Source organism: Acidobacteriota bacterium (genome assembly GCA_028874215.1).
GTDB lineage: Bacteria > Acidobacteriota > UBA6911 > RPQK01 > JAJDTT01 > JAJDTT01.
The window spans coordinates 1-14,932 of sequence record JAPPLF010000026.1 but is presented as its reverse complement, the minus strand read 5'-3'; the positions used below and the strand labels follow the sequence as shown (position 1 = coordinate 14,932).

The following is a 14,932-nucleotide window of genomic DNA, read 5'->3' as shown; positions in this document are numbered from 1 at the left end:
AACAATAACGGCTCTCACGTCCCTTGAATCGACTTGTTCAGACCTTCCTTAACTTTGTCGGTCATTTACCGGGTTCTATGCTGAATCGGCAAACTGGGTGACTCCCAATGTTCGGCGTGCTGCACAGGCAACGAACAGGCAGCAGAATCGGCCCCTGAAAGCCGGCACGCCCTTCCTCCTTGCCCCTGTTCTTTCCGTGCCGGCGGGAAAAGGCCTGCAGGGATACCTGTTACCAGGCATGCTTGGTAACATCGGGGATAGACTCCATGGGAAAAGTGACCCCAAGCCTGAACGTCCTTCCCAACCCGGCGCTCAAGCCGGAAGTCACGGACTGCGCCCTCCTGGAGGGCAACCTGGAAGAGTGGATCGTCTGCTGTTCTCAGCGCTTCTTCCCGCTGGCCCGGAGAATTGCCAGAGACGACAGTCTCGCCGAAGACGCGCTCCAGACCAGTTGGATCAAGATCCTCCAATCCATCAACCATGCCTACTTCAACGGTCCCAAGGCCTGCCCCTGGGTGAGCCGGATTGTCGCCAACACGGCCAAGGATATTCGGCGGCGGCGTCGGAGAGAGGTTCCCTTCTTCGAAACCGAAGCTCCGGGCCGGACGCCTGAGGATCTGGCCCAAGAGAAGCAGATGTTGGTCCTGCTGAGGGAAATGGTGTCGCTGCTCCCGGACATCTACCGCCAAGTGATCGAATTGCGTGTCTATGAAGGATTCTCCACGCGGCAGACGGCAGACCTGCTTCATGTCTCCCGCTCGGATGTCTCGACTCGATTGCATCGGGCCACCAAGCTGCTCCAGCGGCGCATCGATGCCCACCTTGAACCTGCCCCACCCGGAAGCTCCACGACTAAGGGATAGCCTCAGATAAGCGCCCCTTTCCCGTCACTTCGAAGATCCCCATCGGGGGCCTTTTCGCCCGATGGGAAAAAAGATTGTGACCGATTCCGATTTCAGGCGTTGTACTGGGTAGAGGGGGAGGGCCCAAGGCGTCAGGAGAGAGATGATGCGGGTGAATGACCACGGGGGCGAAGACAGTAGGAAAATCCATGCAAGACATCAGCGTCTCTCTTACGGTTATCGTATTCCTGGCTCTGGGTGCTCTGCTTGTCGCCGCGGTGGCGGTCCCGGTGGAGATCGTGGGCACGCTTCAGCACGTCAACTCAGTTCCACCCGGCGGAAAGATCCTGGTGGTTCAGGGGATGCCCCATTTGAGTTTCACCACGTATGAGGTGGAGGAAGACAGGCGGTTCCGATTCACGCGCGATTCCGAGGGGCTTCTGGTGATCCATGCAGTGGCCCGGGGCCGTTCCTCTACGGAACGAGCGAGCGATGCCGTGACCACAAGAGCCGTGGTCGTGAACCTCACGCTGCCCTCAGGTCGGTCCATGCCGGTTCGAGTGGTCGATTCCGAGGGCAACGCCGTTCGTTAGCCGGCCGCGCCCTCCGGCGTGGGGAGGCCGGCGGCTGGAACCCGCCGCTCCAATTGAGCCGCCAACTTTGCGATGAGTTCCGGACTCGGATCATCGCCCTGCCTGAACGCCATGATCTGGATCTCTTCGAACCGGTCGCCGACGATGCCCTGGGCTATGCAGATCCGCTCCACTTCCGCCCGGAAGACCTCCAGTTCCGGACCCGTTCGCTCGGCCTGCCACATCGTCGGCCTGCGCGCCGGATAGGTGATGGTGTTGAGCGAGAGCCTGACCAGACCGCTGACGTTGGGAAGCGAGCGATGGACGGCGCAACAGTGGAACATGAGGAGATCGCCCACCTCGAACGGCGAGGAGGTCCAAACGCCGTGCGTGTCTTCCATTCGCACTCCCTTCTGCGTCCGCCCCTTGAAGAAGTATGAGTACACCCCGTCGAATTCGACATGCTCCTGGAGGCCGTGCTTGTGGGAACCGGACGCGATGGCCAGTCCTCCGTTGGCGATCTCCATATCCATGAGGGGAACCCAGATCATGCGGAACTCGTCGGTCTCGCGGATGTAGAAGTGGTCCTGATGGGGTGGCGTCAGATAGGGCGCATCGGTGGGCATGGAATAGCGGAATCCGATGGACCGTCCGACCCGCACCTTCTCTCCAAAAGCGATATCCACGGCCTCCTGCAGTTCCGGAGAAGCCATCAGCTCCCAGGGAGATCTCAGCCGGTAGAGAGGCCCCATGTCGACCTCGACGGCGCTGGCGCCGGGCGTCGCCCGCGGTTCGGCCGAGTCCTCCTCCATGACGCCCTGCCGCTGCAGGACGCCGGCGATATCCGATCTCGCTCGGAGTACGGTCTCCGGATTCAGGGCGCCCTTGAAAAGGAGGTAGCCGTTCTCCTCAAAGGAGCTTCGGATGTCCTCAGGATGGTCGCGGCCGATGCGGACCTCATGAAAAGGGGCGAGCGGTTCGTTTGAGCCCCGGTCGCAAGGCTGTGTCATTCGATTTCCTCGATGGTCAATCCCCGCTCCCTGCCGGAATCACGGGGAGCACCAGGTGGGAGGGGTGCCGGGCGTTGTGGTAGACGGTCTGTCTGGCCACGACGATCTCGTCGCTGGTCCCCAGCGGCTCGCCGATGTTCTGATTGCGGGCAAACCGGGGGAAATTGCTGCTGGAAATTTCCAGACGGATCCGATGCCCCGCCTTGAAGACGTAGCTGGTTTCCCACAAGCTGATGTCGTACTCGTAGACCTTCCCCGGCTCGATCAGCGTCGGAGTCTCCAGGGAATCCCGGAAGCGGGCTCCCCGGATCCCCTCGCAGACGTGAATCGCCTGGCCGTCCGGCTGCACGTCGCTCAGCGTCGCCGTCCAGTCGGTGTCGACGGCGCTGGAGGCCGCGTAGAGCTTGAAGTCGACGGGGCCGGTGACTTCCATGTCCCGCTCCAGCAATTCCGAGGTGTAGACCAGAATGTCCTTGCGGCTCTGAACGGAACTCCTGTCTTTACGCCCCCGAATCTCCCCGTGGGTCGAGATCTGTCCTCCCAGAGTCGGCACCGGGTCTTCCGGATCGTAGGCGTAGCGGTCCGGCGGCTCGTCCCGGGCGGGCGATGACATCAGAGCGCCGTCCCCCCGGTCACCGTTGGCCTTGCCCGAACTCCTGATGTAATACTTCGTGAACCGGGTCCGGGCCAGGGGCCACTCGTTCTCGAAGCGCCAGACGTCGGGGCCCATGACGAAGATCTTGATGGGGGGTTCGGCGTCGATCCCGTTCTGGATGCCCTTGAGCCAGTAGTCGTACCACCTCAACTCCACGTCGAGCAGCTCCGGATAGGAGTTCGTCCCCCCATGGACCCAGGGGCCCACCAGGATCTTCGTCCCATTGCGCGCCGCCTCGGAACCGCCCTCTTCGGTGAAGCCCTTGAAGTTCCGCCAGCCCTCGTGAACCAGGTTGTCGTACCAGCCGGTCATGAAATAGGCCGGGACCTGGATCTGCCCGTACTTCTCCTTGATCCCGTAGGCCTGCCAGTATTCGTCGTACCTGGCGTGGGCGAACCAGTCCTTCACGTGCTGGACCTGGGGGAAGTCGTCCACCGCCGCCATGAGGGGCAGGCGGCGGTAATGGGGGTCTTCCGCGGGCAGGATCTTCTGAGTCTGGGCGCCCTGCTTGGTGAAGAGTCCGAACTCGAAGACCACGTTCAACTGCATGACCCCGTCGTTGTAGAGGTGTCCGAAGTTGGTCTGCTGGTTTTCTCGGGGCACCAGGCACTTGAGGTAGGGGCTGCCCAGGGGGGCCGGCATCACCTGGGTGAACCCGTTGTAGGAGATCCCCATGGTGCCGATTTCTCCGTTGGACCATGGTTGTTGCCCCAACCACTGCTGGGCGTCGTAGCCGTCGCGGGGTTCGTTCACATAAGGAACCCAGGTCCCTCCCGAGTCGTAGCGTCCGCGGGAATCCACCAATGCGACGGCGTAGCCTCTCTTGGCGAAGTACTCGGCGTGTTCGTTCTGGAAGGGGGCCCGGAAGTATCTCAACAGCATGAGAGTCGGAAACTTGCCCGGCGCATCGGGGCGATAGACGTGGGCGGCCAGGTTGACGCCGTCCCGCATGGGGACGGGCATTTTGCTCTCGTCGATGATCTCGTGGACGGGTTGCGAAGGACCGGCCGGTTCAGGAACCGAGCAGGCCGCAAGCAGCAGCAGTAGACCAGGGAACAGTCGCACCGGCGAGATCATTTCAGGTCTCCCTTTCCAACCCGCACCTCAGGAGGTTTCGAGGGCGTCGCGATGGGACGGGACGGTGTCGAAATGCGTTTTTCGACAGAAATTTGGGGTAGGGTATTTTCAAGTTCGGCGTTGGATTTTAACATGCTCCCATAACTCGATCAGGAGCAACCCGTCATGAAACCATTTCTCGACTCTTCCCGCGTCATCAGCAACGGTCCCGAACTGGCCCGCCGCATGAAAAGGGACGGCTATCTCTTCGTGCGCGGTCTATTGCCGGCGGAACCGCTGGAATCCTTGCGCATGCAGTTTCTGGAGATCGCGGCCGCCAACGGCTGGATCAGCACCGGGAACGCCTCCTTGGAGGAGGGCGTCGCCGACCTGTCCGGGTTCTGTGTCGAGCCGGAACCGAAATACATGGAGGTCTACGAGCAGTTCTACCGGCTCCAGGATTTCCACGCGCTGCCCCACCACCCTCGAATTCTGGGGTTGCTGGAGCGGATGACGGGAGAGCCGGTCATTCACCATCCACGGATCATCGCCCGTTTCATGTTCCCGCGGCGCAACGCCTATACGACCAAGGCGCACCAGGACTTCATTCCCATCCAGGGGACCGAAGAAACCTTCACCGCCTGGATTCCGCTGTCGGACCTGCCGGAAGAAATGGGCGGGCTGCAGATCGCCGCCGGCTCGCACCTGGGCGGGGTCTATGACATCAAGCCGGCCTTGGGCGCCGGCGGCTTCGAGATCGCCGCCGACCTGGGAGATTGCTGGGTGGGCAACAGTTTCCGGCAAGGTGACGTGCTGTTTTTCCACAGCCTGGCGGCGCACCGCGGGGTCTCGAACCGGGGAAAGCGCATGCGCATGTCCATCGACGGCCGCTACCAGAAGCGGAGCGATCCCATCACCGCGGACAGCCTGTCACCCCATATGGGCGTCGACGGGTTGAGCTGGGAAGAGATTTACGCGGACTGGACCTCCGGCGAATTCCAGTACTACTGGAAGGATTGGAATCCCCGGATCGCGGAATACGACCCCAGCTACTTCGAACGGCGCGACGTGCTGGCCATGGAAATGGCGGAACAGGGGGACGAAATCGCCCGTTCCACTTTGCAGCGCATCGTCGCCCGGGATCACAATCCGGAAAAACGCGCCAGGGCCCAGAGCCTGCTGACTCGGCTGGACACCTAGAGCGGCGGCTTGGATCGGCGGCTTGGATCGGCGGCTTTCCAGCCGCCGCTCTCCAGACTCACAAAATACCCAAGACTCCCCCGTCGACCACCCCGCCACCCTTCTCCAGATTCATAGCCCACCCCACCTCCGTTCGGTATAATCTGCGCTTCCCCATGCAGAAATACTCCTTCCTGAGCCTGGCGCGGAACGCCCTCAGCTACCACGAAAACTGGCAGCGCGCCTGGCGGAGTCCCGACCCGAAGCCCGAGTACGACGTGGTCATTGTGGGCGGCGGCGGCCACGGCCTCGCCACCGCCTACTACCTGGTCAAGGAGCATCGCGCCGGCAGCGTCGCCGTCCTGGAGAAGGGGTACGTCGGAGGCGGCAACACCGGGCGCAACACCGAGATCGTCCGCTCCAACTACCTCTGGGACGAAGCCGCCCACATCTACGAGTTTTCACTGAAACTCTGGGAAGGCCTCACCCAGGAGATCAACTTCAACCTGATGTTCAGCCAGCGGGGGCTGCTGAGCCTGGGACACACGCTCCAGGACCTCCGGGACATTCAGCGCCGCATCAACGCCAACCTCCTCAACGGCATCGACAGCGAGTTCCTGACCCCGGAGCAGATCAAGGAGATGGTCCCGGCCATCGACATCTCTCCCCGGGCCCGACATCCCATTCTGGGAGCCTCGCTGCAGCGCCGGGGAGGGACGGCCCGCCACGATGCCCTGGCTTGGGGGCTGGCCCGGGCCGCGGATTCGGTGGGGGTGGACGTCATTCACAACTGCGAGGTGACGGGCATCCGCAGGGAAAACGGCGCCGTAACCGGAGTGGACACGTCGCGAGGATTCATCAAAGCCGGCAAGGTCGGCTGCGTTACGGCGGGCAACTCGGGGGTCCTGGCCTCCATGGCGGGGATGCGGCTGCCGTTGGAGAGCCGCCCCCTGCAGGCTTGGGTTTCCCAACCCCTCAAGCCGATTCTGGACGTGGTGGTGATGTCCAACGCCGTGCACGCCTACATCAGCCAGACCGACCGGGGCGAGTTGCTCTGCGGCGCCGGTGTCGACTCCTACAACGGCTACGGCCAGCGCGGCAGCCCCGCTACCCTGGAGCACGCCATCGCCGCCATCATCGAGATGTTTCCCAGTTTCAGCCGGGTTCGAATGCTGCGGCAGTGGGCCGGCACCGTGGACACCTGTCCGGACGCCTGTCCCATCATCGGCCTCACCCCCGTAAAGGGACTCTACTTCAACTGCGGATGGGGGACCGGAGGGTACAAGTCGACGCCGGGCTCCGGATGGGTCTTCGCCCACACCATCGCGCAGAACCGCCCCCACCGCCTCAACGAGCCGTTCTCGCTGGAGCGGTTCACGACGGGGCACCTCATCGACGAGCACGGCGCCGCGGGAGTGGCCCACTGAAGCCCGAAGGGCGGATCTCATGCTCCTGATCGAGTGTCCCTGGTGCGGTCCCCGCGACGAATCGGAGTTCGCCTACTCCGGCGAGGCGCACATCGTCCGGCCCCCGGCGCCGGAAGAGCTCACCGACGAAGAGTGGGCCGACTACCTCTTCTACCGGAGGAACAAGCGGGGGGACCATCTGGAGCAGTGGTGCCACGCCTCGGGCTGCCGGCGCTATTTCAACGTCCAGCGGGACACCGTGACCTACCGGATCAAGTCGGTGTACAAGCCGGGCGAGCCGCGTCCGGGAGACCGGACATGAGCCAACCCCACCGTCTCGCCGAGGGCGGCCGGGTCGACCGGAACCGGCCCCTGACGTTCACCTTCAACGGGCGCGTCTACGCCGCGTTTCAGGGAGACACGCTGGCCTCCGGGCTGCTGGCCAACGGCGTCCACCTGGTGGCGCGGAGCCTGAAGTACCACCGTCCCCGCGGAATCGTGGCCGCGGGCGTGGAGGAGTCCAACGCGCTGGTCCAGGTGGGAGAGGGGGCGCTCTCTCTGCCCAACCTGGTGGCCACGCAGGTGGAGCTCTACGACGGTCTCTCGGCCCGGAGCGTCAACGTCTTTCCCAGTGTCGAGTTCGACCTGCGGGCCGTCAACGGTTGGTTCGCGCGCCTGATGCCGCCCGGCTTCTACTACAAGACCTTCATGTGGCCCGCGGGGTCCTGGCGGCAGTACGAGCATCAGATCCGCAAGGCCGCCGGTTTCGGGGTGGTCCCCACCGGCGCCGATCCCGACGACTACGACCACATGAACGCCCACTGCGACGTCCTGGTGGCGGGAGCGGGCCCGGCCGGCCTGGCCGCGGCCCTGGAGGCGGGACGCAGCGGCGCCCGCGTGATCCTCATGGACGAACGGACCGAACCGGGAGGCGCTCTGCGCGGAGGCGGCGGCCGGATCGAAGGGTTTCCCGCCGGGCGTTGGGTCGACCGAATGGTGGAAGAACTGGCTTCCCTTCCGGACGTCCGGATCCTGGCCCGGACCACCGTGGCGGGCTACTACGAGCACAACTTCCTGCTGGCCCTGGAGCGCCGGACGGATCATCTGCCCCCGGAATCGGCCCGCGGCCCGCGTCAGCGTCTCTGGCGCATCCGCGCCAAGCAGGTGGTCCTGGCCACGGGCGCCATCGAGCGGCCCCTGGTCTTCTGCAACAACGACCGGCCCGGCGTCATGCTGGCCTCCGGGATTTCGGAATACATCCAACGCTATGCGGTCCTTCCCGGATCCCGGGCCGTGGTCTTCACCAACAACGACGGCGCCTACCGGACGGCATTCGACCTGCTGGACGCGGGCGCACAGGTGGAGGCCATCGTGGATTCCCGGCCGGCCGGCCAGCGGAGCGCCGAGGCGCGGGAACGGGGTCTCGAGGTCATGAATCGGCACGCCGTCGTCGACGTCCGGGGGGCGAAGAGAATACGGGGCGTCCGGCTCATGGCGCTGAGCGCCGACGGTCCGTCCGTTAAAGGAAGAGGGCACAGTCTGGCGTGCGACCTGCTGGCCGTATCCGGCGGCTGGAGTCCCACCGTGCAGCTCAACGCCCAATCCGGCGCCCGGCCCGTTTACGACGCCGGGAAAGCCTGCTTCGTTCCCGGCCCTTCGATCCAGGCGGAGTGGTCGGCAGGGGCCTGCCGGGGGAGTTTCGAGCTTCAGACCTGCCTCACGGAGGGGTTCCGGGCGGGCGCGGCGGCGGCCCACGCGGCGGGCCACGGAGACGGCCATCCCACGCGGCCGATCCCACGAGTGGAGGTCAGGGCGGGAGATCCGATCCAGCCGCTCTGGATCGTCCCGGCCGGTAAACCAGTCTCACGGGCGCCCAAGCAGTTCGTGGATCCCCTCATGGATGTCACCGCCGCCGACATCCTGACCGCGGTGAGGGAGGGTTACGACTCCATCGAGTATGTCAAACGGTACACCAACCTGGGGATGGGACCCGACCAGGGGCGCCTGGGCAACGTCAACGGCATCGCCATCCTGGCGGAGCAGCACGGGACCGACCCCGGCTCCATCGGCACCACCACCTTTCGGCCCACGTACACGCCGGTCACCTTTGCGGCCCTCTCGGGAGGCGAGCAGAGGGAACTCTTCGATCCGGTGCGCAAGACGGCCATTCACGAGTGGCATGTCGAGCAGGGAGCCCTATTCGAGAACGTGGGCCAATGGAAACGGGCCTGGTACTTTCCCCGGCCGGGCGAATCGCTCCACGAAGCAGTGAACCGGGAGTGCCTGGCGGTGCGGCGCAGCGCCGGAGTCCTGGACGCCTCGACGTTGGGGAAGATCGACATCCAGGGGCCCGACGCCAACGTCTTCCTGAACCGGGTCTACACCAATCCCTTCATGAAGGTCCCCATCGGCCGCTGCCGCTACGGCCTCATGCTGGACGAGAACGGCATGTTGATGGACGATGGGGTGACCGCCCGGCTGGGCGAAAACCACTACCTCATGCACACCACCACGGGCGGCGCGGCTCACGTCATGTCGTGGTTGGAACTCTGGCTCCAGACCGAATGGCCCGAGTTGAGGGTCTACATGACGTCGGTGACCGACCATTGGGCGACGGTCTCCCTCTGTGGACCCGACAGCCGCCGCGTCCTCCGGAAGCTCTGTTCCGGCGTGGACCTGAGCCGGGAATCCTTCCCCTTCATGGCGGTCCGGGAAGACACGGTTGCCGGAGTGCCGGCGCGGATCTTCCGCATCAGCTTCACGGGAGAGTTGACCTACGAGATCAACGTCAACGCCAACTTCGGCCGCCACGTCTGGGAGGCGGTATTCGACGCGGGGGAGGAGTACGGAATCACTCCCTTCGGCACCGAGGCGATGCATGTCCTCCGGGCCGAGAAGGGATACGTCATCGTTGGCCAGGACACGGACGGCTCCGTCACTCCCGTGGACCTGGGGATGCAGCGCATGCTGGGCCAGAAAAAGGACTTCCTGGGAAAGCGGTCCCTTTTCCGGTCCTACCTGGTCCGGAAGGACCGCAAGCAGTTCGTGGGGCTGCTGACCGAGGACGCGGCGGAAGTCCTGCCCGAGGGGGGACAGATCGTGGACGATCCGTCGGCGCCCCTGCCCCGGCCCATGCTGGGCCACGTGACCTCCTCCTACTACAGCGCCGCCCTGGAGCGCTCCATCGCCCTGGGACTGGTCAAGGGGGGACACGGGCGCATGGGCGAGACCGTCCACGTCCAGAACTTCGACGGCAGGACTATCGCCGCCAGGATCGCCGATCCGGTCTTTTACGATCCGGAAGGGGAGCGCCAGAATGTCTGACCCCAGGCAGGAGTCCCCGTTGGCGGGATTCCTGTCGGACACCGCCGCTGGAGACACCGGCAGCCCCGGAGTCATCCTCACCGAAAGACCTTTTCTGGGCTACGTGAATCTTCGCGGCGACGCCGGCGACGCCAGGTTTCCGGCCGCGGTGGAGGGAGTTCTGGGCGTGAGCATTCCCGTCGCCTCCAACACCATCGCCGAAGGCGAGGACATCACCGTCTGCTGGATGGGACCCGACGAGTGGCTGGTCATTCTTCCTCCCGGCGCGCAGACCCAGTGTGTCACCGACCTGAGCCAGGCTTTGGGACAACTCCACGCCTCCGCCGTCGACACCACCGGTGGCTACACCCTGGTGAACGTCGCGGGGGGCCGGAGGCGGGAACTCCTGGCCAAGGGGTGCACACTGGACCTGCATCCCAGGAGCTTCTCTCCCGGCCAGTGCGCCCAGACCAATCTGGGCAAGGCCGGTGTGCTTTTGATTCCCAGGGGCGATGCCTCCGACGCCGAATCCTTCGACGTGATCGTCCGGCGCAGCTTCGCCGACTACCTGGGGGTCTGGCTCGAACACTCGGGCCGGGAATACGGCCTTCGGATCATCGCGTAGCCGGGGCGGCGGTTTCCAACCGCCGATTCTTCGCCCGCCGTCTACAGCTCCCCAAACCACAACCGGCGCGCCGTCTCTCCCAGGATCTGCCGGCGATCCTCCTCCTTCAGAGGCAGGACATCCCGAAAAATCCGTAGATGCTCCGCGTAGCTCATCTTGGGCGTCCAGAGCCGGTTCGGGTAGTTGCTGCCCCAGACACAACGTTCGGAGCCATAGGCATCGATGATCTTCAGCGCCGCCTCATGGAGATCGTCTCCCGGAAAACCCTTTTCGGTCCCGGTGCTGATGAAGTCCACCTTGGCGATCAGATTGGGAAACCGGGCCAGCCGCAGGACGGCGTCCAGCTTCTTCCGGTACTCCTCCTCGCCCGGCTTCAGGTCCAGACAGTGGCAGAAGGCCACGGTGAGGTGCGGAAACTCCCGCAGCAGCCTCTCGGCACCCTCCACCCATTCCAATTGCATGAGGAAGATGTCGACGGTGATCCCCAACTCGTGGGCGGCCTGCCAGAGCCGTCGCACCGCCGGGTGATCGAACCGGGTGCGTGACTCCGCCGGGATGCTGCGCAGCGACTTGACCCCGTGGTTCTGCACCAGCCGCCAGAGGATCTCGGGACTTCGGGGATCGTCGGGGTCCAGCGTGCACACTCCGCTGACCCGGCCGGGGTTCGCGCGGCTGACGTCGGCGAGATACCGATTGTCGTATCCGTAGAAGGAGACGGTCTGAATGGCCCGGACCGCCGCCACGCCGTTGGCGTGCATCACGGCCCGCAGATCCTGGATGGAGCCGCCGCCCCCCGGAACCCGCAACGGCCGGGCCACCGGCGGGTAGCGCGATTCATCCGGCGAGTAGATGTGGGCGTGGCAGTCGATGACGAGCATGGCGGGTCACGGAATGGTGGAGAAGAAGACCTGGTTGGACAGCAGGTCCGTATTCTTAACTCCGGGGCCGCCTCCGGTGTAGAGAAGCCCCGGTTTTTTCGGAACCCGGTTGTGTCCGGTGGCCCGCTCGATGTTGGGCAGCCAGTGCGCCCGGTTCCCATCGGGCCGGCTGACCGGGGAGAAGGTGAAGCTCCGTCCTCCATCCCGGGAACGGAAGGCCGCGACTTCGTTTCCGGGGCCTCCCCAGGTCGAGGCGCCGTCGACAGGAGGCTCGATCTGGGCCGACACGAACGTCTCGCCGCCGGACGTGAAAGTGACGCCGGCCGGCGCCAACAGAAGCCGGCCCTGAAATTCCGTGGGCAGGAACCGGCTCAGATCCGTTCGGACCCAGCTTCCGTCCCCGTTGGGCCGAGCCAGGATGAGTCCTGACCGGCCCCCCTCCTCAGTGCTGTAGACGACTCCGGGCCGCCCGTCGGCATCCACGGACAGCGCCCCCGCCCGGACAAGCCGGTTGCGGTCCACTCCGCCGCGGGCCAGGACCTCGGCGGAATCGGGCGTCGCCGGAAGGGAGACCGGAGTTCCGTCACTCCGGGTCCAGGTCCGGCCCGCATCGGGACTCACCAGGTAGGCTACCGTCTGCAGACGGCCGTACGCCTGGCTGTCGGATCGTTCGTGGAACCGGCAGGACAGATGGAGCGTCCGGTGATCGGGACCCCAGGCGAGAGATTCCTGGAAGTGGGAATAGCCTGGATGGCGTGACCTCAGCAGGGCGCGCCGGCGCTGCCACCGGGCGCCCGGCGGCCGCTCCCACAACTCCACCTCCCAGGGACGGTCCGAAAAACTGCGCCGGGCGCTGAGCACCAACGTGTCATCCGCCCCGCAGACCAGGGTCGGATAGGTCAGGCGCTCGCCGAATCGGAGTTCATCTTCCCATTCGGATGCATCCCCCGGCCGGCGCGATCGGCGGTAGCACATGGGATGGTGGTGCGGAAAATAGGCGATGTGAAGGTAGCCCTCGCTATCCACGGTCAGCGCAGGTCCTCCGTGGTTGTCATAGGCGTCGCCGACGGTGACCGTTGGAGACCATTCGCCGGTGTGCCGGTCGCGGCTTCGGACCCGGACCCGGAACCCCTCCGGGGGAGAATCCAACCAGGCCACGTGGGTCCGCCGGCGCCAGGTGACGATCTTGTTGGACTCGGCATACCCCGTGGCCCGGCCGCATCCGTGACGGGACAGAAGAACGGAACGGCCAGGATCCGCCGCTGCGGCAACGCGCCCGGAACCCCGTCCCCAACCCAGGCCGGCTGCGGCTCCCAGCCGGCTCAGGGCTTCCCTCCTCGACAGTCTTATTCCATCCATCTCGGTTCCGGCCCCGGTCCGGGTTTCTCACCCGTTGGCGGAGTGTATTATGAATGAGTGTCTCCCACACGCACCCGCACACGGCATCTTGGAATTATTCGGGCGCGCCTCCGCCGGACGAACCTCCGTTCCGGAAACGAGAGGAGAAAGGCAGTCTGGTCATGAATCGAAACATCCTGGACAGATTGGCCGCGGGACCCGTCCTCGGCGACGGCGGCTACATCATCGAGCTGGAACGCCGGGGATACGGAACGGCCGGAGCCTTCACGCCCCACTTCGTCCTGGACCACCCCGAGGCCATCCGGCAGCTCCACGTCGAGTTTCTCAACGCCGGCGCCGAGGTGCTGCAGGTCATGGCCTTCTACGGCAGCCGCGCAAAGCTGGCCACGGTGGGCCGGGACCACCAGACCATGGAGATCAACCGGAAAGCCACCCGGATCTGCCGTGAGGTGGCGGGGGACCAGGCCCTGGTGGCTGGGGACCTCTGCGCCACCTGGAAATGGGAGGAGGGCAGCCCCAGCGCCCGGAACCTGGTGGCAGCCATGTTCGAAGAGCAGATCGAGGCCCAGGAGGGGGTGGACTTCATCATCGGAGAGACCTTCTGGCGTTTCGGGGAGGCCCGGCTTTGCCTGGAGGTGATCAAGAAACACACTTCGGTCCCGGCCATGATCACCGTCTCCTTTCGCGGCGGCGGCAAGACGGAGGACGGCTACTCCCCCGCCGAGTGCGCCCGCATCCTCACGGATGAAGGAGCGGACATCGTGGGGACCAACTGCATGCGCGACCCCGAGCGGACCTATCCCATCATCGAGGCGATGCGGGAGGCCACCGGCGTCTACCTGGCGGCCCAGCCTGTGGCCTTCGCCTGCACGGACCGCATCCCCTGGTTCACCGCCAATCCGGCCTTTCCCGACCGGCTCGAGAGGACACTGCTGACCCGCTACGAGCTGGGCGAGTTCGCCCCCCGGGCCCGCGACCTGGGTGTCGACTTCATCGGGGGGTGCTGCGGATGCATCGGAAGCCACATCTTGGAAATGGCCCGGGGCCTGGGCAAGAAGGAGCGGGCGGAGGTCTGGCAGCCTTTCCCCGACTCTCCCATGAGCGAGACCGAGTTCAACTGGGAACACCGCCACAGCGACGAGCCGGCAGTTCACGCCTGAGGTTCCATCATGAAGACGATATTCATACTGACTCTGTTTGCACTGACCCTGGCGCTTCCGGCGCAGAAAGCGTTCGAGGTCTACCAGGCCGCCGACCGGCCCCGCGCATTGGCGCTGATCGGCGACCGGTACCATAGTCCGGTCTACATCCGGGATCACCTGGCCAAGGCCCTGGTTCGGGAAAACATCCCGGTGACCTTCATCGAGAACGTCGAAGCCCTGACCCCTGAAGCGCTGGCGAAACATGATCTGCTCATCATCCTCCGCGACGGCATGAACTGGCCGGAAGGGTTCGACAAACCACACGTCAAGTGGATGACGGACACGCAGCAGCAGGCCATCTGGGATTTCGTGCACGGCGGCGGCGGTTTCCTGGCGCTGCACAACTCTCAAGGCCTGTACCCGCCGGACGGCCCCTACTACGAGCTCTTCGGAGGAGACTACGGCGGCCATCCCGAGCCCTATGTCTTCACCATTCGAGTCGAAGACCGGGATCATCCCGTGACCTCGGGCGTGGAGGATTTTGAGATCTTCGACGAGCAGCATACGGTGAAATACTATCTCGGCCGCGAACACCTCCTGCTGCGTTCCATGGCGCGGGACAACCTGTCTGCCCCGGCAGGATGGTGGCGCGAGATGGGGAAGGGAAGATTCTGTTATCTGGCGCCGGGACACACGCCTGAGGCGCTGGGCCACCCCATGATGCAGCGGCTCATGCGCAACGCGGCCAGGTGGTTGGTCCGCCTATAGGAGTGGGGACAGTCTTGTCCCCACTCTTCAACATCGATTGGGATCCGGCGGTTGGAAACCGCCGCCCCAACCGGCGCTTAGACGGAACTTCACTTCGGATAGTCGGTCTAACTGTATCTATATCAGTAAGATAGAAA

13 protein-coding genes are annotated in these 14,932 nt (G+C 64.8%); 9 read left to right on the top strand and 4 right to left on the bottom strand.

All coding sequences use genetic code 11. The features are described from left to right. Window positions 1-266 precede the first annotated feature (266 nt). Window positions 267-863 (top strand): sigma-70 family RNA polymerase sigma factor, encoded by a 597-nt coding sequence (locus OXT71_05075; GenBank protein MDE2925755.1) that lies wholly within the window; start codon window positions 267-269, stop codon window positions 861-863. 188 nt (window positions 864-1,051) lie between these two features. Then, entirely contained in the window at window positions 1,052-1,435 is a 384-nt protein-coding gene (locus OXT71_05070) for a hypothetical protein (protein MDE2925754.1), read from the top strand. Here OXT71_05070 and OXT71_05065 read toward each other — a convergent pair. Both OXT71_05065 and OXT71_05060 read right to left on the bottom strand, forming a co-directional pair. After that, window positions 1,432-2,424, bottom strand: a complete 993-nt coding sequence (locus OXT71_05065) for a phytanoyl-CoA dioxygenase family protein (GenBank protein MDE2925753.1) — start codon at window positions 2,422-2,424, stop codon at window positions 1,432-1,434. The genes OXT71_05070 and OXT71_05065 overlap by 4 nt on opposite strands. 16 nt (window positions 2,425-2,440) lie before the next feature. Beyond that, window positions 2,441-4,156, bottom strand: coding sequence for a CocE/NonD family hydrolase (locus OXT71_05060; GenBank protein MDE2925752.1), 1,716 nt, complete (start codon window positions 4,154-4,156; stop codon window positions 2,441-2,443). Between the two features lie 165 nt (window positions 4,157-4,321). Between OXT71_05060 and OXT71_05055 the strand changes: the two genes are divergently transcribed. From OXT71_05055 to OXT71_05035, 5 genes are all read left to right on the top strand, one after another. Then, complete coding sequence (locus tag OXT71_05055; GenBank protein ID MDE2925751.1) at window positions 4,322-5,335, top strand: phytanoyl-CoA dioxygenase family protein; 1,014 nt, start codon at window positions 4,322-4,324, stop codon at window positions 5,333-5,335. 155 nt (window positions 5,336-5,490) lie between these two features. Then, the gene (locus OXT71_05050; GenBank protein MDE2925750.1) at window positions 5,491-6,741 is read left to right on the top strand and encodes a sarcosine oxidase subunit beta family protein; all 1,251 of its coding nucleotides are present in this window, start codon (window positions 5,491-5,493) and stop codon (window positions 6,739-6,741) included. A gap of 19 nt (window positions 6,742-6,760) precedes the next feature. After that, entirely contained in the window at window positions 6,761-7,042 is a 282-nt protein-coding gene (locus tag OXT71_05045) for a sarcosine oxidase subunit delta (GenBank protein ID MDE2925749.1), read from the top strand. Beyond that, window positions 7,039-10,044 carry a sarcosine oxidase subunit alpha family protein gene (locus OXT71_05040; protein MDE2925748.1) on the top strand — a complete coding sequence of 1,002 codons (3,006 nt, stop codon included), beginning with the start codon at window positions 7,039-7,041 and terminating at the stop codon, window positions 10,042-10,044. Before OXT71_05045 ends, OXT71_05040 begins: the two co-directional genes overlap by 4 nt. Further along, a complete protein-coding gene (locus OXT71_05035) occupies window positions 10,037-10,648 on the top strand; it encodes a sarcosine oxidase subunit gamma (protein ID MDE2925747.1) in 612 nt (203 codons plus the stop codon). The genes OXT71_05040 and OXT71_05035 overlap by 8 nt, the downstream gene beginning before the upstream one ends. 41 nt (window positions 10,649-10,689) lie before the next feature. Here the strand turns inward: OXT71_05035 and OXT71_05030 are convergent, their stop codons facing one another. Further along, window positions 10,690-11,526: an amidohydrolase family protein gene (locus tag OXT71_05030; GenBank protein MDE2925746.1), complete on the bottom strand. Its 837-nt coding sequence runs from the start codon at window positions 11,524-11,526 to the stop codon at window positions 10,690-10,692. Window positions 11,527-11,532: 6 nt separating this feature from the next. Then, the gene (locus OXT71_05025) at window positions 11,533-12,885 is read right to left on the bottom strand and encodes a BNR-4 repeat-containing protein (protein MDE2925745.1); all 1,353 of its coding nucleotides are present in this window, start codon (window positions 12,883-12,885) and stop codon (window positions 11,533-11,535) included. Between the two features lie 161 nt (window positions 12,886-13,046). Here OXT71_05025 and OXT71_05020 point away from each other — a divergent pair, with 161 nt between their 5' ends. Beyond that, complete coding sequence (locus OXT71_05020; protein ID MDE2925744.1) at window positions 13,047-14,045, top strand: homocysteine S-methyltransferase family protein; 999 nt, start codon at window positions 13,047-13,049, stop codon at window positions 14,043-14,045. Window positions 14,046-14,054: 9 nt separating this feature from the next. Then, window positions 14,055-14,795 (top strand): ThuA domain-containing protein, encoded by a 741-nt coding sequence (locus tag OXT71_05015; GenBank protein ID MDE2925743.1) that lies wholly within the window; start codon window positions 14,055-14,057, stop codon window positions 14,793-14,795. Window positions 14,796-14,932 lie beyond the last annotated feature (137 nt).

Coding starts and splice junctions, on each gene's coding strand:
- OXT71_05075 (MDE2925755.1), top strand. CDS start 267: ATGGGAAAAGTGACCCCAAGCCTGAACGTCCTTCCCAACCCGGCGCTC.
- OXT71_05070 (MDE2925754.1), top strand. CDS start 1,052: ATGCAAGACATCAGCGTCTCTCTTACGGTTATCGTATTCCTGGCTCTG.
- OXT71_05065 (MDE2925753.1), bottom strand. CDS start 2,424: ATGACACAGCCTTGCGACCGGGGCTCAAACGAACCGCTCGCCCCTTTT.
- OXT71_05060 (MDE2925752.1), bottom strand. CDS start 4,156: ATGATCTCGCCGGTGCGACTGTTCCCTGGTCTACTGCTGCTGCTTGCG.
- OXT71_05055 (MDE2925751.1), top strand. CDS start 4,322: ATGAAACCATTTCTCGACTCTTCCCGCGTCATCAGCAACGGTCCCGAA.
- OXT71_05050 (MDE2925750.1), top strand. CDS start 5,491: ATGCAGAAATACTCCTTCCTGAGCCTGGCGCGGAACGCCCTCAGCTAC.
- OXT71_05045 (MDE2925749.1), top strand. CDS start 6,761: ATGCTCCTGATCGAGTGTCCCTGGTGCGGTCCCCGCGACGAATCGGAG.
- OXT71_05040 (MDE2925748.1), top strand. CDS start 7,039: ATGAGCCAACCCCACCGTCTCGCCGAGGGCGGCCGGGTCGACCGGAAC.
- OXT71_05035 (MDE2925747.1), top strand. CDS start 10,037: ATGTCTGACCCCAGGCAGGAGTCCCCGTTGGCGGGATTCCTGTCGGAC.
- OXT71_05030 (MDE2925746.1), bottom strand. CDS start 11,526: ATGCTCGTCATCGACTGCCACGCCCACATCTACTCGCCGGATGAATCG.
- OXT71_05025 (MDE2925745.1), bottom strand. CDS start 12,885: ATGGATGGAATAAGACTGTCGAGGAGGGAAGCCCTGAGCCGGCTGGGA.
- OXT71_05020 (MDE2925744.1), top strand. CDS start 13,047: ATGAATCGAAACATCCTGGACAGATTGGCCGCGGGACCCGTCCTCGGC.
- OXT71_05015 (MDE2925743.1), top strand. CDS start 14,055: ATGAAGACGATATTCATACTGACTCTGTTTGCACTGACCCTGGCGCTT.